The sequence below is a fragment of the Pseudomonas sp. GW822-FHT02E03 genome (assembly GCF_058802325.1).
In genome coordinates, this window is the sequence record NZ_JBXAOA010000004.1 from 61052 (window position 1) to 81249 (window position 20198).

A 20198-nucleotide genomic window follows, 5' to 3' on the forward strand; every position below is an offset into this window, starting at 1 on the left:
AGCCCGCTCCCACAGAATCTGTGTTGCGACCAATAAAAAAGGCGCGCCACCCAATGGGGTGGCACGCCTTTTTGTGCAGCGATCGGAGGCTTAGCTACCCGCCACCGTCATCCGCTCGATCAACACCGACCCGGTGCGAATATTGCTGCGCAGTTCCAGGTCATTACCAACTGCGATGATCTGCTTGAACATGTCACGCATGTTGCCGGCGATAGTCACCTCCTGCACCGCGAACTGGATTTCGCCGTTCTCGACCCAGAAACCCGCCGCGCCACGGGAGTAATCGCCAGTGACCATGTTCAGGCCCTGCCCCATCAGTTCGGTGACCAGCAAGCCTCGGCCCATGCGGCGCAGCAAGGCTGCCTGATCTTCATCGCCGTGGGTGACGAACAGGTTGTGCACGCCGCCGGCGTTGGCGGTGCTCGGCATGCCCAGCTTACGACCGGAGTAGGTGCCGAGTATGTAGGACACCAACTCGCCCTTCTCCACGAACGGCTTGGCGTAGGTCGCCAGGCCATCGCCGTCGAAGGCCGAACTGCCCAGAGCGCGCATCAAATGCGGACGCTCATCGATGGTCAGCCATTCCGGGAAAAGCTTCTGCCCCAGGGTGCCTTCGAGGAACGAGGATTTGCGGTACAGACTGCCACCGGAAATCGCCGACAGGAAACTGCCGAACAAGCCACCGGCCAGTTCCGCGGAAAACAGCACCGGCACTTCGCAGGTCGGCACCGGACGCGCGCCCAGACGGCTCGCCGCCCGTTGCGCGGCACGTTGGCCGATGCTCTCCGGAGAGGCCAGCAAATTGCCCTGACGGTTCACGTCATACCAGTAATCGCGCTGCATCTGGCCATCGGCTTCGGCGATCATCACGCAACTGAGGCTGTGACGAGTCGACGCGTAGCCACCGATAAAACCGTGGCTGTTACCGTAAACCCGGCAGCCCTGGTGAGTGCTGAGGGTGGTGCCGTCGGCATTCTTGATCCGGCTGTCGGCGGCAAACGCCGCCGCTTCACAGGCCAGGGCCTGCTCGATGGCTTGCTCCGGGGTAATGTCCCATTGATGAAACAGGTCGAAATCCTGCAGATCCTTGGCCATCAGCGCGGCATCCGCCAGGCCCGAGGCTTCGTCTTCAGACGTGTGCTTGGCGATGGCGAGTGCCGCGGCGACGGTTTCGCGAATCGCTTCCGGGCCGCTGGCCGATGTGCTGGCCGAGCCTTTGCGCTGGCCTACGTACAAGGTGATGCCGAAGCCCTGATCGCGATTGAACTCAACGGTTTCGACTTCCCGCTGACGCACCGTGGTCGACAGGCCCTGCTCCAGCGACACGGCCACTTCACAGGCACTGGCACCCTGGCGCTTGGCTTCAGCGATGATCTGCTCGACTTGTTCTTGCAGTGCCGGCAACGCTTGTGGGCCGACGCTTTCAACTGCACTCATGCTGTTCTCCACTCAAATTCTGCTTTCGGCTGAGGGCCTTCGAGCGACCGGGCCGGACAAGCGGCCCCCGACTGGTTATCATGGCGGCGTTTCTTTGCGGACGGCCACCATGGTTGATTCTTACGACGACTCCCTCGATACGGGAGAAAAAAGCAAATCCCAGGTTAAACGCGAGCTGCATGCTCTGGTTGACCTTGGCGAGCGCCTTACAACGCTCAAGCCTGACTTGCTGGCAAAACTGCCATTGACCGACGCTATGCGCCGGGCCCTGGCCGATGCGCCCAAGCACACCGCGAATATCGCGCGTAAACGGCACCTTATGTTCATCGGCAAACTGATGCGCGATCAGGACACTGACGCCATTCTGACGCTGCTCGATCAACTGGATGCCTCCACTCGGCAGTACAACGAACGTTTCCATGGCCTGGAACGCTGGCGCGATCGCTTGATCGCGGGCGACGATGCAGTCCTGGAGAAGTTCGTGCTCGACTACCCGGAAGCTGATCGTCAGCAATTGCGCTCCCTGATCCGTCAGGCCCAGCACGAACTGGCGACCAACAAGCCACCGGCTTCGAGCCGTAAAATCTTCAAGTACATCCGTGAGCTGGACGAGACTCAACGCGGTTTGCGTTAAGGCTCGAATCGGGTGGGTTGCCTCGCAACTCACCCGAAGCTCCATCCCTTATGATCCTGTGCCACCCACAGTAATCGCATCAATTTTCAGCGTTGGCTGGCCGACACCCACCGGCACCGACTGCCCATCCTTGCCACACGTGCCCACACCGCTGTCCAGCGCCAGATCGTTACCGACCATCGACACCTTGCTCATGGCTTCCGGCCCGTTGCCGATCAACGTCGCACCTTTGACCGGGGCAGTAATCTTGCCGTCTTCGATCAGGTACGCCTCGCTAGTGGAGAACACGAACTTGCCGCTGGTGATGTCCACCTGGCCACCGCCGAGGTTGGCGCAGTAGATGCCTTTTTTCACCGAGGCGATGATTTCCGCCGGGTCCCTTTCGCCACCGAGCATGTAAGTGTTGGTCATGCGCGGCATCGGCAGGTGCGCATAGGACTCCCGACGACCGTTGCCGGTGCGGGCCACGCCCATCAGACGCGCATTGAGCTTGTCCTGCATATAACCTTTGAGCACGCCGTTTTCGATCAGCGTGGTGCACTCGGTCGGGGTGCCTTCGTCGTCGACGCTCAGCGAACCACGGCGCCCGGCGAGGGTGCCGTCATCGACGATGGTGCAGAGCTTCGAGGCAACCATCTCGCCCATGCGCCCGCTGTAGGCCGAACTGCCTTTACGGTTGAAGTCGCCTTCCAGGCCATGACCGACAGCTTCGTGCAGCAACACGCCTGACCAACCGGAACCCAACACCACCGGCAACGTACCGGCCGGGGCCGGGATCGCTTCCAGATTCACCAGCGCCTGACGCAACGCTTCGCGGGCATAGCCCATGGCGCGGTCGTCGCTGAGGAAATAGCGGTAATCGGTACGACCGCCACCGCCATGACCGCCGCGTTCACGACGGCCATTCTGCTCGACGATCACGCTGACGTTGAAACGCACCAGTGGTCGCACATCCGCCGCCAGCCCGCCGTCGGTGGAAGCAATCAAAATCCGCTCCCAGACCCCAGCCATGCTCACGGTGACTTGCTGGATACGCGGGTCGAGGGCGCGAGTCGCCACGTCGATTCGCTTGAGCAGCTCGACTTTCTCGGCACGGGTCATCACTTCCAGCGGGTTATCCGGCCCGTACAATTGGGTGACATCCTGGGTGGTGAACGCCTGCACGGTACCGTTCTGCCCGGCCCGGGAGATCGAACGGGCTGCACGGGCTGCCGCGCCCAGCGCTTCGAGGGTGATCGCATTGCTGTAGGCGAAACCGGTCTTCTCACCCGATTGCGCACGCACGCCAACACCCTGGTCAAGGTTGAAGCTGCCTTCCTTGACGATCCCGTCTTCCAGCGCCCAGGATTCGGAAATCTGCCCTTGGAAATACAGGTCGGCGGCATCGATGCCCGGGCCGGCCAGATCGCCGAGCACACCTTGCAGGCTCTCGATCGTTACGCCGCCGGGCGCCAGGAGGTGTTCACTGACGGAGGACAACAACTCGCTCATATGCTTTACGCCTTAAATTCGTCGTTCTGATGCAGGTCGCTGGGCGCCCTGCGAGAAAAAGCGCCGGTGAGTGGACACCGGCATCCGCGCCCTGATGGACGCCTGTTCGCTGCTGTCGCGTTGGGCCAGCAGCACGGCCTCGCCCTGATCTTGTTGTGCCAGCACACGCCCCCATGGGTCGACAATGGCGGCGTGACCAAAGGTTTCTCGTGGCCCCGGATGCGTCCCACCTTGGGCGGCCGCGAGCATGTAACACTGGGTTTCGATGGCCCGCGCGCGAATCAGCACGTCCCAATGGGCCGCGCCGGTCACCGCGGTAAAGGCCGACGGCGCGGTAATCAATTCCGCGCCGGCCGCACGCAATTCGCTGTACAGCTCCGGGAAACGCAGGTCATAACACACCGTCAGGCCGACTCGACCGACTGGAGTGTCGGCAACAACCACACCACTGCCATAAGCATAGTCATCGGATTCGCGATAACGCCCGCGATTATCCGCCACGTCTACGTCGAACAGGTGCAGCTTGTCATACCGTGCAACGGTTTCGCCGCAGTCATCCACCAGCAACGAGCATGCATGCACTTTGGCCGTCGGTTGATCCACTGGCGGCAACGGCAATGTGCCGGCCACTATCCATAACTTGAGGTCGCGGGCGGTCTGTTTCAACCACGGCAGGATCGGGCCTTCGCCCAAGGCTTCGGCGCGGCCGATGTCAGCAATGTCACGCCGGCCCATGGCAGCGAAGTTTTCCGGCAGCACGGCAAGCCGCGCGCCACCGGTCGCCGCCTGCTCAAGCAGACGACGGGCCTGGGCCAGATTGACCAGCACGTCGCTCTGGCTGACCATTTGAATCACCGCTACAGACATGGCCATTTCCTTACTCAAAACAACACATGACCTGTAGGAGCGAGCGGTGCGGCGGTCCGACTTGCCCGCGAAGGCGTCTTTCCTGATGCACAGCGGTGCGTCGGTTCGCGGGCAAGCCTCGCTCCTACAGGGATTAGCGTCGGTGCATTCGAACGTACGGACATGCTACTCCATAGGCCCGAAGAGTGCTTTTTCAAAAGAATTCAAAAAGGCTTGTCGAAGGTGATTTTCGGATCTTTCCATGGGCCTTTGACGGTGTATTTGACGCTGGCATAGCGCGCCACGCGGTCACCGATCAGCTTGTCGATCAGAAACAGCGCCCCGCCGACGGCCGGTGCACCGACGATCAGCGCGGCAATCGGCAGATTGTTGGTCACCGGTAAAGTCACCAACAACTTGGCATCGATCTGATCACCCACCAGGTCCAGCGTGCCATTGAGCTCCACATTACTCGACGGCCCGGTCAGCAGAATGGGTTCACGGGTCACGTAGACGCCGTTACTGGCAACCAGCAAGCCTTTGACCCGGTCATAGCTCAAGCCTTTGCCGAACAGGTCGGAAAAGTCCAGGCGCAAGCGGCGGCCAATGGAGTTGAAGTTGAGCAGGCCAAATACCCGCAGCGCCTGAGCCCCGCCCTCGACTTCAACAAACTGACCTTTATTCAGTGACGCATCAAGGCTGCCGGAGAAGCGTTTGGTGGCCAGCCACGCGGGTGACCCAGGCCAACGGCCATCGACGTCCATGTGAAACTCTTCGCTGGTGACGCTCGGTGCAAAACCCCAGCCCTTGAGCACGTCGGCAAGGTTCTTGCCACTGACTCGGCCCTTGTACCAACTGCTGGAGTTACCCGGCACGCCTTCCCAGCCACCGCTGCCCCGCAAGAGAATGCCCTTGAGGCCCAGATCAAGGGCATTGAAGGCGACGCCCTTGTCGGTCGGCCGAACCTTCAGGTGCCACCCGCCCACCAGATCCGGCCCCTGGAACAGCTGATTAATCGTGACATCCAGCGCCGGGATCTTCGTCGGGTCCACCGTGGCCAGCGGATCCGGCGAATTCTCGTCAGCCAGCGCGGTAGGGTCTCGTGCCGGCAAACGTATGTATTGCAGATTGACCGCAATCGGTGCGGCTTTCGCATCGGGAATTCCGACGCTGCCCTTGGCTTGCTGGCTGTCGAGTTGCAAGGCCCACGCGGTCGGTTTACGCGTCAACTGCACCGACGCCTGATCGAGGGTGGTGCCGAAACCAGTGAGTTTTCCGACCTTCAAATCCGCGCCACTGAGCAACTGTTTGGCACTGCCGCCAGGATCCTGGCCAGCGTATTTGGTCACCAGATCCTGCCAAGGGGCGACATCCAGCTCGGACAGTACCCCACGCACGCGCAAGCCTTTGGCGCCGGGCAACACGGCACTGCCGCCACCGAGAAACAACTCGCCGCGACCGTCGGCGAAATTGCCGGCCGGTGCCGCAAAGGTGAAACTCGCCAGATCACCATAGGTAGCCCAGTAACGCCGCTCCGGTCCCTGCAGGGTCATGCGGAACACGGTATCGCGCCCGACATCGGCCGCCATGCCGAACGGTGCCGGCAAATCCACCGCCGCGCCTTTGAGATTGGAGCTGACCATCAATTGGCTGTCGGCGCCAGCAAGGTTCAGTTGCAGCTGATAAGGGATCGTCCCCGTCACCGGCAATGGCTGAGTGACGTTCAGCCATTCAGTCAGTTTTTTGACCTCGACCTCACTCGTCGCCGCAACCCGGGTGTTGAGCTTGCCCGGGCTGCCTTCAGCGAATATCTGTGCGGTCACCGGCTTGTCGAAGGCTCTCGCCGTGATCTTTTGCCCGCTCAGCCCCTTGGAGCTGTCGAAACGAAAATCACCCTTGAGGTGCGTCAGTTCCAAGGTGGGCTCACTGAGCTTCAAACGGGCCTTGGCGGTTTTGAAGTCGACGAGGATTTTCGGCTGCTCGCCTTTGACCAGCGGGATATCGAGTTTGAGCTTGCCTTGCAGATCGCCCTCGCCTTCCCAGCCAGCGAACGTGTCGGCGGTGCCGATTGGCGCTTCTTGCAGAATCTTCAGGCCATCGCCCAACCCGCCAGCGAACGCGCCATCGAGGAACAGATGAGTGCTCTGCCCGGCAGGCACACGAGGAATATTGACGTAGACGTCGCTGACCTGGGTGTCGAGTAATTGGCCCTCGCTCGCGAGGATCCGCACGCCGCTGTCTTCGATGAACACATCGCCGCTGACCTTGCTGACATGCGGCCAGCCCGGCTGAAACGCCAGCTCGGCATCGTGGACCTTGAAAAACAGGCTGATGCTGCGAGCCGTTTCGGCGGCGCCGTGGTTCAGCGAACCCTGGTACTGGAAGAAGCCTTCATCCACTGCGCCTTTGAGAATCGCGGTGCGCAGCCATTCGTCCAGCCCCGGGCTGAGAACCGTCGGCAGGTACTTGGCGGTGTAGCGACCGTCGCCGTCGACCAGGCCGACCCGCAGGTCCATGTAGTCTTCCCGGGCGTGATCGAAATGCAGGCGTATCAGGAAATCGCCGGCAATCTTGCCCTCCTCGCCCAGCACCTTCAGGTACGGTGCGATCAGGGTGAAAGCTTCTTTGTCGAGTTTCCAGGTCAACCGGGCGTTGGCCTGAATGTATTGCCATGGCTTGGCGAAAATCGGGTCCAGATGCAGGGAGAAATCCTTGCTGTCCATGCGCAGTTCGCCCTGCCCGAGGTCGCCGCTGATGCTGCCACTGACATTTCGCACCGCTGGTGCACCGCGATAAGCGTCGAAGCCGACTTTTTCCAGGTTGGCGGCAAAACTGAATTTAGTGTCATCGGTAGCGGCTGGGCGAAAGTCAATCAGCACATTGCGCAAGACTCCGGTGACCTTGAGCCGCTCGACCGCCGTGGCGACCCCTTCGGGCAGTGGGCCCAGTGCGTTCAGCAGCGGAGTGAGCGGTGTGAGATCCAGACGGTCGGCTTGCAGATGCAGGAGCTCTGGCGCCTTGTCTGTCGCTGCCGTTTGTTGAAATTGCAGTTTCGATTCCCAGCGGCTGTCACCCAGGTTCATGGCCAGGGAATCCAGGGTCACCAGAACGCCTGTGGAACTGCGCTGGAAATACCCGTTCAGTGCCAGATTGTTGATCTGGATCGGCTTGCGCTCGGCATAGGCACCCTTGAGTTGCGGCGCGTTCAAACGAATTGCGGCGCGTTGCAGGGTGCCTTTGCTCCAGTTCACCCAGAGCTCGCCACCGGCCTTGATCTCGGAGAAATTCCATTGTTGGGTCAGGCGCTCGGGCAACCATTTCGACCAATCGCTTTGCGGCAGGCTCAGGTAAGCGTCCGCTTCACCGTCCTTCCATTGGGCTGCGCGCAAACGGGTGCGCAGGCTCATCGCAACTGGCTGCCCGTCGGGCAGGGTCAAACGGGCATCGAGCCGCTGGCGCGATGGACCGGTTTTCAGATTCAGGCCGACGTAGGTCAGGGTCAGCGGTGACTCCCCCAACGGCTGCAAGGTGATCTGGCTGTCGAGTACCGACAGCTGCTGGACCCTCTGCATGCGATTGAGCAGTTGCTCCGGGTTCAGCGGCTGGTCCTGCTGCACCGGCAAACCTTCCAGCGCCCAATGACCATCCTCACCTTCCTTGAGGCTGATCTTCAGGCCGTTAAGTTCCAGGTGTGCAATGCGCACTTCGCGCGCCAGCAGGCTGGCCCAGAGATCCGGCACCGCGCGCACCTGATCCAGGCGCAAGGCATTGGAACCCTCACCGACCATCACATCATGGGCCAGCAGAACCGGGGCGAAACCACTCCAGTTGCCTTCCAGCTTGCCGATCTGCAGGGGCATGCCCAAGGCATCGCTGGCTTTGTCTTCGATGTCGGCACGGTACTCGGCCACCAGCGGCGTCAGCTCTCGGCCAAGGCTGACGAACAGCGCCATCAGCACCAAAACCAACGCACACAGGCCCAGACCCCAGCGGGTCAGTGCGGCCAAAATGCGTGTCAGACGGTCCATGTCAGTTGGCTCCCGTGGCAAAAATACTGCAAAAAGCTGAGGCCAGCCGTTCTAGTGAAGGTGAAACACAACGATTCAGAGCAACACCACGTCGTATTGTTCCTGGGAGTACATGGTTTCCACCTGGAACCGAATGGTGCGCCCAATAAAGCCTTCGAGCTCGGCGACATTGCCCGACTCTTCGTCGAGCAAACGGTCGACCACTTTCTGATTCGCCAGCACCCTATAGCCTTCGGCCTGATAGGCCCTGGCCTCGCGCAGGATTTCGCGGAAGATCTCGTAGCACACGGTTTCCGGCGTCTTGAGTTTGCCGCGCCCCTGGCAACTGCTGCACGGTTCGCACAGCACTTGCTCGAGACTTTCGCGGGTGCGCTTGCGAGTCATTTGCACCAGGCCCAACTCGGTGATGCCGATGATGTTGGTCTTGGCGTGATCGCGTTCCAGTTGCTTCTCGAGGGTTCGCAACACCTGACGCTGATGTTCTTCATCTTCCATGTCGATGAAGTCGATGATGATAATCCCGCCCAGATTACGCAGGCGCAGCTGACGGGCAATGGCGGTGGCGGCTTCGAGGTTGGTCTTGAAGATGGTTTCTTCGAGGTTGCGATGACCGACAAAGGCCCCGGTATTGACGTCGATGGTGCTCATGGCTTCCGCCGGATCGACCACCAGATAGCCGCCGGACTTGAGCGGTACCTTGCGCTCCAGGGCTTTCTGGATTTCGTCTTCGACACCGTACAGGTCGAAGATCGGCCGTTCGCCAGGGTAATGCTCCAGACGGTCGGCAATCTCCGGCATCAATTCGGCGACGAATTGCGTGGTTTTCTGGAAGGTTTCCCGGGAATCGATGCGGATCTTCTCGATCTTCGGGCTCACCAGGTCACGCAAGGTGCGTAGCGCAAGGCCGAGGTCTTCGTAAATCACACTCGGCGCGCTGATGGTCTTGATCTGTTCGTTGATCTGGTCCCAGAGCCTGCGCAGATAGCGGATATCCATGAGGATTTCATCGGCCCCGGCCCCTTCGGCAGCAGTACGCAAAATGAAACCGCCGGCCTCCTTGATGCCTTCTTTGGCCACGCAGTCGGTGACCACCTGCTTGAGACGTTCGCGCTCGGCTTCGTCCTCGATCTTCAGGGAAATGCCGACGTGGGCGGTGCGTGGCATGTACACCAGATAGCGCGACGGAATCGACAGTTGCGTGGTCAGGCGTGCGCCTTTGGAGCCGATCGGGTCCTTGGTGACTTGCACCACCAGGCTTTGACCTTCATGAACCAGCGCACTGATGCTTTCGACCGTCGGGCCTTCGCGAAGAGAAATCTCCGAGGCATGAATGAACGCGGCGCGGTCCAGACCGATATCGACGAAGGCGGCCTGCATGCCTGGCAATACCCGCACGACTTTGCCTTTATAGATGTTGCCGACGATCCCGCGCTTTTGCGTGCGCTCGACATGGACCTCTTGCAGGACACCGTTTTCGACCACCGCCACGCGCGATTCCATCGGCGTGATGTTGATCAGGATCTCTTCACTCATGGCAGGGTCTCGTTCAGGCATGTTCACGATAATGGCCGCATCTTGTCAGTACGACGCTCAACGCGCGTTAAAGGTTTGCCAACAGGGTATGCCGAAATGGCCGAGTAGCTCGCAGGTTTCGCACAGGGGCAATCCGACCACCGCCGAGTAACTGCCGTTGAGCCCGGCGACGAACACCGCGCCCAGTCCTTGAATCCCGTAACCGCCAGCCTTGTCCCGGGGTTCGCCGCTGGCCCAATAGGCCGCTGCTTCGTCGCGGTCGATGTTGCGAAAACGCACCAGGCTGCGCACCACCAAAGACTCGCAACGCTCGCCATTGCGCACCGCAATCGCGGTCAGCACTTCATGTTCGCGCCCAGACAACAGCATAAGCATGGCGCATGCGTCGGCTTCGTCCACCGGCTTGCCGAGAATTTTCCCGTCCAGCACCACGGCGGTGTCGGCACCCAGCACGCAGAAATCGGCGTCGGACACGACCGTGCCATGCCCGGCCTCGGCCTTGCCGCGCGCCAGACGCTCGACATAGGCCAATGGGCATTCTTCAGGTAAGGGGGTTTCATCGATGTCCGCGCTGATGACGGAGAACGACACGCCGATTTGCGTGAGCAGTTCACGCCGACGCGGCGAGCCTGAGGCGAGGTACAGCTGTTTCATCAAGACATCTCCCTGCTAGCGCCCTGTCTCACAAATACTGTTCCTTTTTGTCGAGACAGGGCACCGGTGCGAGCACATGCCTGACCGAATTAATTGATTTTGTAGCGTCGACGCAAACCGCGCAAACCGTAGCTGATCCAGGGCCAGAGCAACGCGCTGACCAGTGCCGGCAACACCAGTGCCAGGGTCGGCTGACGATTGCCGGTCAGGGCGCTCAGCCACAACTGAACCAGTTGAGCGAGGCCGAAGATCACCAGGATCACCAGGCTCTGTTGCCACATCGGGAACATGCGCAGGCGCTGTTGCAGCGATAGCACCAGGAAGGTAATGAGTGTGAGGATCAACGCGTTCTGGCCCAGCAACGTGCCATACAGCACATCTTCGGCCAGTCCCAGGCACCAGGCGGTCACCATGCCGACTTTCTGCGGCAGGGCCAGCGCCCAAAAGGCCAATAGCAAGGCCAGCCATAGAGGGCGCAGGATTTCCATGAATTGCGGCAACGGCGAAACGCTGAGCAGCATGCCAATGGCAAAGGTCAACCAGACCATCCAGCCGTTTCGGGAGGAAGTGGTACCGCCCATTATTCTCTTCCCCCAGTGGTAGCCGGCGCAGAAACAGGCGGTTTGGCAGCTGGCTTCACGGCAGCGGGTTGGGCCGCCGATGGTTTGACGGCGGCCGGTGCCGACGCGGGTGGCTTGCTGGCAGCATGAGCAGCGGTTGCCGGGGTTGCGGCAGCAGGTGCTGCCGCCGGAACAGCCGGAGCAGCAACGGCAGCCGGTATCACCGACACGGCAGGTTTGGGCACGGTTGCGGGAATGATCGGCCCACCGCCATGCTGGTCCAGCGCTTCCTGAGCCTGGGCGGCGTCGTTGGCGCGCTCTTCAGGGGTGCGTCCGTCACTGAACACCAACAACAGATAACGGCTGCGGTTCAATGCAGCGGTCGGCACCGCACGGACGATGGCGAACGGTTGACCGGAATCGTGAATCACTTCCTTGACCGTCGCCACCGGGTAACCCGCCGGGAAACGCTGACCGAGGCCGGAGCTGACCAGCAAATCGCCTTCTTTGATGTCGGCGGTATCGGCCACATGACGCAGCTCAAGGCGCTCCGGGTTACCGGTGCCGCTGGCAATCGCCCGCAGACCGTTACGGTTCACCTGCACCGGAATGCTGTGAGTGGTGTCAGTCAGCAACAGTACGCGGGAGGTATACGGCATCAACTCGACCACCTGCCCCATCAGACCGCGGGCATCGAGCACCGGCTGACCGAGGACCACACCGTCACGCTCACCTTTATTGATGATGATGCGGTGGGTAAAGGGGTTGGGGTCCATGCCGATCAGCTCGGCCACTTCAACCTTTTCGTTGACCAGCGCGGAAGAGTTGAGCAACTCGCGCAGCCGAACGTTCTGCTCGGTCAGGGCTGCCAGCTTTTGCATGCGCCCCTGCAACAGCAGGTTTTCGGTTTTGAGTTTTTCGTTTTCGGCGACCAGTTCGGTCCGGCTGCCAAATTGGCTGGCCACACCTTGCCATAGCCGCTGCGGCAGGTCGGTGATCCAGTAAGACTGCATCAGCACCAGCGACATTTGGCTACGCACTGGCTTGAGCAGTGTGAAGCGGGCATCGACCACCATCAGCGCGACCGATAGCACGGCCAGCACCAACAAGCGCACGCCCAGTGAGGGGCCTTTGGTGAAAAGCGGTTTAATAAGCCGCTCCTCCCAGGCAAATGTTCTCTTTATTCATACGGCATCAAACCGGCCTGGATGCAGACTGACAGAAGATAAACGCAACAGGCAGCACTGCAAAGTGCTGCCTGCGCGCTCAAAAGCATAGAGGCGATCCGGCGACTTATTCGCTGGATAGCAGATCCATGGTGTGTTTATCCATCATTTCCAATGCACGGCCACCGCCGCGTGCAACGCAGGTCAACGGGTCTTCGGCGACGATCACCGGCAGACCGGTTTCCTGGGCCAGCAACTTGTCGAGGTCGCGCAGCAAGGCGCCACCACCGGTCAGTACCAGACCACGTTCGGCGATATCCGATGCCAGCTCCGGAGGCGATTGCTCCAGTGCACTTTTCACGGCCTGAACGATGGTGGCCAGGGACTCTTGCAGAGCTTCCAGCACTTCATTGGAGTTCAGGGTGAATGCGCGTGGAACGCCTTCGGCCAGGTTACGGCCACGAACGTCGACTTCGCGAACTTCGCCGCCCGGGTAAGCCGTACCGATTTCCTGTTTGATGCGCTCGGCGGTGGATTCGCCGATCAGGCTGCCGTAGTTGCGACGCACGTAGGTGATGATCGCTTCGTCGAAGCGGTCGCCGCCAACCCGTACGGATTCGGCATAGACCACACCGTTGAGGGAGATCAGCGCGATTTCAGTGGTACCGCCACCGATATCGACAACCATCGAACCGCGAGCTTCTTCCACCGGCAGACCGGCACCGATTGCAGCAGCCATCGGCTCTTCGATCAGGAACACTTCGCGGGCACCGGCACCAAGGGCCGATTCACGGATGGCACGTCGCTCAACCTGGGTGGATTTGCATGGAACGCAGATCAGCACACGAGGGCTAGGCTGCAGAAAGCTGTTTTCGTGAACCTTGTTGATAAAGTACTGCAGCATTTTTTCGCAGACGCTGAAGTCGGCGATCACACCGTCCTTCATCGGACGAATGGCAGCAATGTTGCCCGGCGTACGGCCGAGCATACGCTTGGCCTCGGTGCCGACAGCAACGACACTTTTCTGGTTACCGTGTGTCCGAATAGCCACAACCGATGGCTCATTCAGGACGATACCGCGCTCGCGCACGTAAATAAGGGTGTTGGCAGTGCCCAGGTCAATGGAAAGATCGCTGGAAAACATGCCACGCAGTTTCTTGAACATGGGAAAGGGACCCTAGGCAACGCGTGGGTAAAAAAGTGCGGCAAACTCTAACAACGACAGGGATTTTGGGCAAGGCGCCAATATGTTAAATTGGCCGCTTTTCTGTGCACCAAGCCCCACAATCGCGGCCTTGAGACCGTAGAAATGCGGTAGTGTTCCGACAATCTAACACACGGACGCCGTCCGTTCTGTTTTCCACTGGAGAATCCCATGGCGCTTGAACGCTCCGACGTGGAAAAAATCGCTCATTTGGCCTGCCTTGGCCTCAATGATGCCGATCTTCCACACATCACTTCGGCCCTGAACAGCATTCTCGGGCTGGTCGACGAAATGCAAGCGGTCAATACCGACGGTATCGAGCCGCTGGCCCACCCATTGGAAGCGAGCCAGCGCCTGCGTGCAGACGTCGTGACCGAAACCAATCATCGCGAGGCCTATCAGTCCATCGCACCAGCGGTCGAAAACGGCCTGTATCTGGTTCCGAAAGTCATCGACTAAAGGGAAAGAGCCTGCAATGCATCAATTGACTCTGGCCGAGATCGCCCGCGGACTCGCCGATAAAAAGTTTTCTTCCGAAGAGCTGACCAAAGTCCTGCTGGCACGTATCGCCCAGCTCGACCCGCAGCTCAACAGTTTCATCAGCCTCACCGAAGACCTGGCGCTGCAGCAGGCGAAAGCCGCTGACGCTCGTCGGGCCAACGGTGAGAGCGGCGCCCTGCTCGGCGCGCCGATCGCCCACAAAGACCTGTTCTGCACCCAGGGCATCCGCACCAGCTGCGGCTCGAAGATGCTCGACAACTTTAAAGCACCGTACGACGCCACCGTGGTCGCCAAACTGGCTGCTGCCGGGGCCGTTACCCTGGGCAAGACCAACATGGACGAATTCGCCATGGGGTCGGCCAACGAGTCGAGTTACTACGGCGCAGTGAAAAACCCGTGGAACCTGGAACACGTTCCGGGCGGTTCGTCTGGCGGTTCGGCGGCTGCAGTTGCCGCGCGCCTGTTGCCGGCAGCCACTGGCACCGACACCGGCGGTTCGATTCGTCAGCCTGCCGCGCTGACCAACCTCACCGGCCTGAAACCGACGTACGGTCGCGTTTCGCGCTGGGGCATGATCGCTTACGCATCCAGCCTCGATCAGGGCGGTCCATTGGCCCGCACCGCCGAAGACTGCGCGATCCTGCTGCAAGGCATGGCTGGTTTCGACCCGCAGGACTCCACCAGCATCGACGAGCCCGTGCCTGATTACAGCGCCGGCCTCAACGGTTCGCTGCAAGGCCTGCGCATCGGCGTGCCGAAAGAGTACTTCAGCGCAGGTCTGGACCCTCGCATCGCCGACCTGGTGATGGCCAGCGTTGAAGAGCTGAAAAAACTCGGCGCCGTGGTCAAGGAAATCAGCCTGCCGAACATGCAGCACGCAATCCCTGCGTACTACGTGATCGCCCCGGCGGAAGCCTCTTCCAACCTGTCGCGTTTCGACGGCGTGCGATTCGGCTATCGCTGCGAAGACCCGAAAAACCTGGAAGACCTGTACAAGCGTTCCCGTGGCGAAGGTTTCGGCCCGGAAGTGCAGCGCCGGATCATGGTCGGTGCCTACGCGCTGTCGGCCGGTTACTACGACGCCTACTACCTGAAGGCGCAGAAAATCCGTCGCCTGATCAAGAACGACTTCATGGCGGCCTTTAATGAGGTCGACATCATCCTCGGCCCAACCACGCCGAACCCGGCCTGGAAGCTCGGCGCCAAGAACAGCGACCCGGTCGCTGCGTACCTGGAAGACGTCTACACCATCACCGCCAACCTCGCCGGCTTGCCGGGCTTGTCCATGCCTGCAGGTTTTGTCGATGGCCTGCCGGTCGGCGTGCAGTTGCTCGCCCCGTATTTCCAGGAAGGCCGCTTGCTCAACGTTGCGCACCAGTATCAGTTGAACACTGACTGGCACACCCGCACCCCAACCGGCTTCTGAGGAGAAACACATGCAATGGGAAGTCGTGATCGGGCTGGAGATTCACACCCAGCTCACCACCCGGTCGAAAATCTTTTCCGGTAGTTCCACCACCTTCGGTTCCGAGCCGAACACCCAGGCCAGCCTGGTAGACCTGGGCATGCCCGGCGTATTGCCGGTGCTGAACCAGGAAGCGGTGCGCATGGCAGTGATGTTCGGTCTGGCCATCGATGCCGAGATCGGCCAGCACAACGTGTTCGCCCGCAAAAACTATTTCTACCCGGACCTGCCCAAGGGCTACCAGATCAGCCAGATGGAATTGCCGATCGTCGGCAAGGGCCACCTGGACATCGCGCTGGAAGACGGCACGGTCAAACGCGTCGGCATTACCCGCGCGCACCTGGAAGAAGACGCCGGTAAAAGCCTGCACGAAGAGTTCAACGGTGCCACCGGCATCGACCTGAACCGCGCCGGCACGCCGTTGCTGGAGATCGTTTCCGAGCCGGACATGCGCAGCGCCAAGGAAGCCGTGGCTTACGTCAAGGCAATCCATGCACTGGTGCGTTACCTGGGAATCTGCGACGGCAACATGGCCGAAGGTTCGCTGCGTTGCGACTGCAACGTGTCGATCCGTCCGAAGGGCCAGGTTGAATTCGGCACACGCTGCGAGATCAAGAACGTCAACTCGTTCCGCTTTATCGAGAAGGCGATCAACACCGAAGTGCAGCGTCAGATCGAGCTGATCGAAGACGGCGGCAAAGTGATCCAGCAGACCCGTCTGTACGATCCGAACAAGGACGAAACCCGTCCGATGCGCAGCAAAGAGGAAGCGAACGACTACCGTTACTTCCCCGATCCGGACCTGCTGCCGGTGGTCATCGAAGACTCGTTCCTCGACGATGTGCGCGCCACCCTGCCGGAACTGCCACCGCAGAAACGCGAGCGCTTCCAGGAACAGTTCGGTCTGTCGGTCTACGACGCCAGCGTCCTGGCCACCAGCCGCGAGCAAGCCGATTACTTCGAGAAAGTCGCGAGCATCGGCGGCGACGCCAAACTGGCGGCCAACTGGGTGATGGTTGAACTGGGCAGCCTGTTGAACAAACAAGGCCTGGACATCGACCAGTCGCCGGTTTCGGCCGAGCAACTGGGCGGCATGCTGCTGCGCATCAAGGACAACACCATCTCCGGCAAAATCGCCAAGGTGGTGTTTGAAGCCATGGCCAACGGCGAAGGCAGCGCGGACGAGATCATCGACAAGCGCGGCCTCAAGCAAGTGACCGACACCGGCGCGATCTCGGCGGTGCTGGACGAAATGCTCGCGGCCAACGCCGAGCAGGTCGAACAATACCGCGCGGCAGACGAAGCCAAACGCGGCAAGATGTTCGGCTTCTTCGTCGGCCAGGCCATGAAAGCCTCCAAAGGCAAGGCCAACCCGCAACAGGTCAACGAACTGCTGAAAAGCAAGCTCGAAGGCTGATGAGAATGGAGCCAGCATTCAAACCTGGCTCCATTCCCTGTGGGAGCGGGCTTGCTCGCGAACGCGGTCCGGCACTCAACGCAAGGTTGACTGTCAGAATGCATTCGCGAGCAAGCCCGCTCCCACATTTGTTTCCGGGATACCTTTTATGAAGCGTCTGCTCAGTGCCTGCGCCCTGCTCTCTCTACTGGCCGGTTGCGCCAGCACGGATGTTGTTGATCCACACGGCTACGACATGACTGGCGTAGCTTCGTATTACGGCGCCAAACACCATGGCAAACGCACCGCCAGCGGCGAGCGTTTCAACCAGCACGGCCTGACCGCCGCCCATCGCCAGTTGCCGTTCGGCACCCGGGTGAAGATTACCAACCTGAATAACGACAGGTCCTGCGTGGTGCGCATCAACGACCGCGGGCCATACTCACGTGGGCGCCTGATCGACGTGTCACGTGAAGCGGCCGAACAGTTGGGCATGCTGCGCAGTGGCACCGCGAAGGTTCGCGTGCAAGCCCTCGACGACTGATAGACGGAGCGCTGACTATTTTCGGACTGGCCGATTTACCCCTGATCAGCGTGATTGAATTGTTCAGCGGTCTGTTTTTACTGATCGCCGGTGCCGAACTGATGGTGCGCGCCGCCGTGCGCCTGGCCGCGCGACTGCATGTGCGGCCGCTGATCATCGGCCTGACCATCGTGGCCCTCGGCAGCAGCGCACCGCAGATGGCGGTCAGCCTGCAAGCCACCCTGGCGCAAAACGCCGACATCGCCGTCGGCAGCGTGATCGGCAGCAGCATCTTCAACATCCTCGTCACCCTCGGGCTCTCGGCGCTGATTATTCCGCTGCGGGTTTCGCGGCAATTGGTGCGCCTGGATATTCCGCTGATGATTGGCGCCAGCCTGCTGGTGTTCGTACTGGCGTGGAATGAAGAACTGAACCGCACAGACGGCATTATTCTGCTGGGCGCGCTGGTGCTGTACCTGGGCTTGCTACTGCGCCAGTCGCGGCACTCGGCCCGTCCGCCATCGAGCGCGCATGAAGCGCCACAGGCACCGTGGTTCAGCAGCTTGCTGATGATTGTCGCCGGGCTGGCGATGCTGGTGTTCGCCGGACACTTGCTGCTCGGCGCTGCGGTGGCGGTCGCCACCGACCTGGGGTTGTCGGAGCGGATCATCGGCCTGACGATCGTCGCCGTCAGCACATCCCTGCCGGAGCTGGCCACTTCGTTGATTGCCGCGTTGCGCGGTCAGCGGGACATCGCGGTAGGCAACGTAATCGGCAGCAATCTGCTCAACCTGTTGGGCGTGCTAGGGCTTACCGCATTGATCGCGCCGTCGCCGCTGTCGGTCTCGCCCAATGCCCTGGATTTCGACCTGCCGGTGATGCTCGGTGTCGCGGTGCTGTGCCTGCCGGTGTTCTATTCCGGCTACCGGGTGACGCGCGCCGAAGGCCTGCTGTTTTTGGGTTTGTACCTGGCCTATGGGCTGCACGTGGTGTCGTTCACCACGGGAATGCCGCTGGCCGGCAAGCTTGAACACCTGATGCTGTTTTTCGTCCTGCCGGCGCTGGTGGCGTTTTTGCTGTTCACCTCGCTACGCGCCTGGCGTCGCCAACACCACAAGAGGGAATTGCCATGAGCACTGATAAAAAGCCTGGGCTTGAAGTCCGTCGCCAAGTGATGGGCGACGCTTTCGTCGACCGCGCCTTGGGCAACGCCACCGAGTTCACTCAGCCGCTGCAGGACTTCGTCAACGAACACGCCTGGGGCGGTGTGTGGAATCGCGAAGGTCTGCCGCTGAAAACCCGCAGCCTGATCACCCTCGCCGCGCTGACCGCGTTGAAGTGCCCGCAAGAATTGAAAGGCCACGTGCGCGGTGCGCTGAACAACGGCTGCACCGTGGAAGAGATTCGCGAGGCGCTGCTGCATTGCGCGGTGTATGCCGGCGTGCCGGCGGCGATCGATGCCTTTCGGGCGGCGCAGGAAGTGATTGATAGCTATCAGAAGCCGGAGTAAATCCCTGGATTTTCGCCGTCAGTGACATCGCCATCGCGGGCAAGCCCGCTCCCACAGGGATCTGCCTTGTTGCATAAATTGCATAAGCACTGAAGACCTTTGTGGGAGCGGGCTTGCCCGCGATGAGGCCCTGAAGAACACCGCAAAACCTTCAGTTAAATCCACCCACCCCACTGCAACAAAAAGATCCCGATGTTGGTGGTGACCGCCGCCATCAGCGTGGTAATCACGATGATCGCTGCCGCCAGTTCATGATTGCCATTGGCCTGCCGAGCCATGACGAAACTGGCCGCGGCGGTCGGGCTGCCGAAGTACAAAAACAGAATCCCCAACTCCGCCCCGCGAAAACCCCAGAGCCAGGCGCCAAGCGTCGCCAGCACCGGCAGGCCGATCATCTTCACCAGGCTTGAACTCAGCGCCATCGTGCCGCTTTTGCGCATCGCCGCCAGTGACAACGTGCCCCCGATGCAGATCAGCGCCAACGGCAAGGTGGTTTGCGCCAGGTACTGGCCGGACGTTTCCAGCCACCCCGGCAAACCGATCTTGAAATACGCAAACGGCGCCGCCGCAAACACGCTGATGATCAGCGGGTTGACCATCACACTTTTGCAGATACTCCATGGGTCAGACTTGATCACCGGGCTGTAGACCGCCAGCACGATGGTCGAAAGTGTGTTGTAAAACAGGATCACCAACGCCGCGAGAATGGCCCCGAGGGAAATCCCGTAGTCGCCGTACATGCTCGCCGCCAGTGCCAGACCGATAACGCCGTTGTTACCGCGAAACGCCCCTTGGGTGTAGATCCCCCGGTCTTCCCTCGGGCATTTCCAGATCGCCCAGCCCCAGGCAATCGCAAAACACATCAGCGTGGCAATCGAGAAGTAGATCAGCAGCGCCGGTTGCAGCGCGGCATGCAGGTCGGCATGCAAGATGCCCAGAAACAGCAACGCCGGCATGGTGACGTTGAACACCAGGGCCGACGCGGTATGAATGAAGTTGTCGTTGATCCAGTCGATGCGCTTGAGCAGCGCCCCCAGAAACAGCATGGCAAACACCGGCGCGGTGATGTTCAGGGTTTCGAGGAAAATAGCCAGCATGCCGGAAGAACCTTGGGTGGGCGTCGTTAGGGGGCTAATGATAAGCCACTTTCACCCGGATCGTTCCCACGCTCTGCGTGGGAACGCCTCTTGTGACGCTCTGCGTCACGCTTTTGGGACGCAGAGCGTCCCGGGCTGCATTGCCACGCAGAG

At 60.7% G+C, this 20198-nt stretch carries 17 protein-coding genes; 7 read left to right on the top strand and 10 right to left on the bottom strand.

The features are described 5' to 3' along the window. Positions 1 to 90 precede the first annotated feature (90 nt). The gene (pmbA, locus tag AC1RQB_RS04560) at positions 91 to 1437 is read right to left on the bottom strand and encodes a metalloprotease PmbA (protein ID WP_008070625.1); all 1347 of its coding nucleotides are present in this window, start codon (positions 1435 to 1437) and stop codon (positions 91 to 93) included. Between the two features lie 109 nt (positions 1438 to 1546). Here pmbA and yjgA point away from each other — a divergent pair, with 109 nt between their 5' ends. Continuing rightward, positions 1547 to 2071 carry a ribosome biogenesis factor YjgA gene (gene yjgA / locus AC1RQB_RS04565; protein ID WP_007901505.1) on the top strand — a complete coding sequence of 175 codons (525 nt, stop codon included), beginning with the start codon at positions 1547 to 1549 and terminating at the stop codon, positions 2069 to 2071. A gap of 48 nt (positions 2072 to 2119) precedes the next feature. On the opposite strand, the gene tldD is transcribed toward yjgA, so the two are convergent. The 8 genes from tldD to mreB form a co-directional block, all read right to left on the bottom strand. Continuing rightward, positions 2120 to 3562 (bottom strand): metalloprotease TldD, encoded by a 1443-nt coding sequence (tldD, locus tag AC1RQB_RS04570; protein ID WP_063341548.1) that lies wholly within the window; start codon positions 3560 to 3562, stop codon positions 2120 to 2122. A 12-nt stretch (positions 3563 to 3574) separates the two neighbouring features. Then, complete coding sequence (locus AC1RQB_RS04575; RefSeq protein ID WP_063341549.1) at positions 3575 to 4429, bottom strand: carbon-nitrogen hydrolase family protein; 855 nt, start codon at positions 4427 to 4429, stop codon at positions 3575 to 3577. A 203-nt stretch (positions 4430 to 4632) separates the two neighbouring features. Next, the gene (locus AC1RQB_RS04580; RefSeq protein ID WP_063341550.1) at positions 4633 to 8436 is read right to left on the bottom strand and encodes a YhdP family protein; all 3804 of its coding nucleotides are present in this window, start codon (positions 8434 to 8436) and stop codon (positions 4633 to 4635) included. A 75-nt stretch (positions 8437 to 8511) separates the two neighbouring features. Then, positions 8512 to 9969 (bottom strand): ribonuclease G, encoded by a 1458-nt coding sequence (gene rng / locus AC1RQB_RS04585; protein WP_008067330.1) that lies wholly within the window; start codon positions 9967 to 9969, stop codon positions 8512 to 8514. Positions 9970 to 10026: 57 nt separating this feature from the next. Next, on the bottom strand, positions 10027 to 10623 hold the full coding sequence (locus AC1RQB_RS04590; RefSeq protein ID WP_008067329.1) for a Maf family protein: 597 nt from the start codon (positions 10621 to 10623) through the stop codon (positions 10027 to 10029). An 89-nt stretch (positions 10624 to 10712) separates the two neighbouring features. Continuing rightward, positions 10713 to 11204 (bottom strand): rod shape-determining protein MreD, encoded by a 492-nt coding sequence (gene mreD / locus AC1RQB_RS04595; protein ID WP_007901481.1) that lies wholly within the window; start codon positions 11202 to 11204, stop codon positions 10713 to 10715. Then, entirely contained in the window at positions 11204 to 12334 is a 1131-nt protein-coding gene (gene mreC, locus AC1RQB_RS04600) for a rod shape-determining protein MreC (protein ID WP_081235241.1), read from the bottom strand. Before mreC ends, mreD begins: the two co-directional genes overlap by 1 nt. A gap of 142 nt (positions 12335 to 12476) precedes the next feature. Then, the gene (mreB, locus tag AC1RQB_RS04605) at positions 12477 to 13514 is read right to left on the bottom strand and encodes a rod shape-determining protein MreB (protein WP_002555108.1); all 1038 of its coding nucleotides are present in this window, start codon (positions 13512 to 13514) and stop codon (positions 12477 to 12479) included. A 210-nt stretch (positions 13515 to 13724) separates the two neighbouring features. Between mreB and gatC the strand changes: the two genes are divergently transcribed. The 6 genes from gatC to AC1RQB_RS04635 all read left to right on the top strand — a co-directional run bounded on the left by gatC (position 13725) and on the right by AC1RQB_RS04635 (position 18948). Continuing rightward, positions 13725 to 14012 carry an Asp-tRNA(Asn)/Glu-tRNA(Gln) amidotransferase subunit GatC gene (gene gatC / locus AC1RQB_RS04610; protein ID WP_007901429.1) on the top strand — a complete coding sequence of 96 codons (288 nt, stop codon included), beginning with the start codon at positions 13725 to 13727 and terminating at the stop codon, positions 14010 to 14012. A gap of 16 nt (positions 14013 to 14028) precedes the next feature. Continuing rightward, the gene (gene gatA, locus AC1RQB_RS04615) at positions 14029 to 15480 is read left to right on the top strand and encodes an Asp-tRNA(Asn)/Glu-tRNA(Gln) amidotransferase subunit GatA (protein WP_038978954.1); all 1452 of its coding nucleotides are present in this window, start codon (positions 14029 to 14031) and stop codon (positions 15478 to 15480) included. A 10-nt stretch (positions 15481 to 15490) separates the two neighbouring features. Beyond that, on the top strand, positions 15491 to 16936 hold the full coding sequence (gene gatB, locus AC1RQB_RS04620; protein ID WP_063341552.1) for an Asp-tRNA(Asn)/Glu-tRNA(Gln) amidotransferase subunit GatB: 1446 nt from the start codon (positions 15491 to 15493) through the stop codon (positions 16934 to 16936). Between the two features lie 148 nt (positions 16937 to 17084). Further along, positions 17085 to 17459 (top strand): septal ring lytic transglycosylase RlpA family protein, encoded by a 375-nt coding sequence (locus AC1RQB_RS04625; protein WP_063341553.1) that lies wholly within the window; start codon positions 17085 to 17087, stop codon positions 17457 to 17459. A gap of 50 nt (positions 17460 to 17509) precedes the next feature. Then, positions 17510 to 18571, top strand: a complete 1062-nt coding sequence (locus AC1RQB_RS04630) for a calcium/sodium antiporter (protein ID WP_063341554.1) — start codon at positions 17510 to 17512, stop codon at positions 18569 to 18571. Further along, the gene (locus AC1RQB_RS04635; protein WP_063341555.1) at positions 18568 to 18948 is read left to right on the top strand and encodes a carboxymuconolactone decarboxylase family protein; all 381 of its coding nucleotides are present in this window, start codon (positions 18568 to 18570) and stop codon (positions 18946 to 18948) included. Before AC1RQB_RS04630 ends, AC1RQB_RS04635 begins: the two co-directional genes overlap by 4 nt. A 155-nt stretch (positions 18949 to 19103) precedes the next feature. On the opposite strand, the gene AC1RQB_RS04640 is transcribed toward AC1RQB_RS04635, so the two are convergent. Then, positions 19104 to 20045, bottom strand: a complete 942-nt coding sequence (locus AC1RQB_RS04640; protein WP_008067303.1) for an AEC family transporter — start codon at positions 20043 to 20045, stop codon at positions 19104 to 19106. Positions 20046 to 20198 lie beyond the last annotated feature (153 nt).

Bases quoted from the DNA above. Each gene is read 5' to 3' on its own strand.
- gatB (WP_063341552.1), top strand. From the start codon at position 15,491: ATGCAATGGGAAGTCGTGATCGGGCTGGAGATTCACACCCAGCTCACC.
- mreB (WP_002555108.1), bottom strand. From the start codon at position 13,514: ATGTTCAAGAAACTGCGTGGCATGTTTTCCAGCGATCTTTCCATTGAC.
- gatC (WP_007901429.1), top strand. From the start codon at position 13,725: ATGGCGCTTGAACGCTCCGACGTGGAAAAAATCGCTCATTTGGCCTGC.
- AC1RQB_RS04575 (WP_063341549.1), bottom strand. From the start codon at position 4,429: ATGTCTGTAGCGGTGATTCAAATGGTCAGCCAGAGCGACGTGCTGGTC.
- AC1RQB_RS04580 (WP_063341550.1), bottom strand. From the start codon at position 8,436: ATGGACCGTCTGACACGCATTTTGGCCGCACTGACCCGCTGGGGTCTG.
- tldD (WP_063341548.1), bottom strand. From the start codon at position 3,562: ATGAGCGAGTTGTTGTCCTCCGTCAGTGAACACCTCCTGGCGCCCGGC.
- AC1RQB_RS04590 (WP_008067329.1), bottom strand. From the start codon at position 10,623: ATGAAACAGCTGTACCTCGCCTCAGGCTCGCCGCGTCGGCGTGAACTG.
- mreD (WP_007901481.1), bottom strand. From the start codon at position 11,204: ATGGGCGGTACCACTTCCTCCCGAAACGGCTGGATGGTCTGGTTGACC.
- gatA (WP_038978954.1), top strand. From the start codon at position 14,029: ATGCATCAATTGACTCTGGCCGAGATCGCCCGCGGACTCGCCGATAAA.
- pmbA (WP_008070625.1), bottom strand. From the start codon at position 1,437: ATGAGTGCAGTTGAAAGCGTCGGCCCACAAGCGTTGCCGGCACTGCAA.
- AC1RQB_RS04635 (WP_063341555.1), top strand. From the start codon at position 18,568: ATGAGCACTGATAAAAAGCCTGGGCTTGAAGTCCGTCGCCAAGTGATG.
- rng (WP_008067330.1), bottom strand. From the start codon at position 9,969: ATGAGTGAAGAGATCCTGATCAACATCACGCCGATGGAATCGCGCGTG.
- AC1RQB_RS04625 (WP_063341553.1), top strand. From the start codon at position 17,085: ATGAAGCGTCTGCTCAGTGCCTGCGCCCTGCTCTCTCTACTGGCCGGT.
- yjgA (WP_007901505.1), top strand. From the start codon at position 1,547: ATGGTTGATTCTTACGACGACTCCCTCGATACGGGAGAAAAAAGCAAA.
- AC1RQB_RS04640 (WP_008067303.1), bottom strand. From the start codon at position 20,045: ATGCTGGCTATTTTCCTCGAAACCCTGAACATCACCGCGCCGGTGTTT.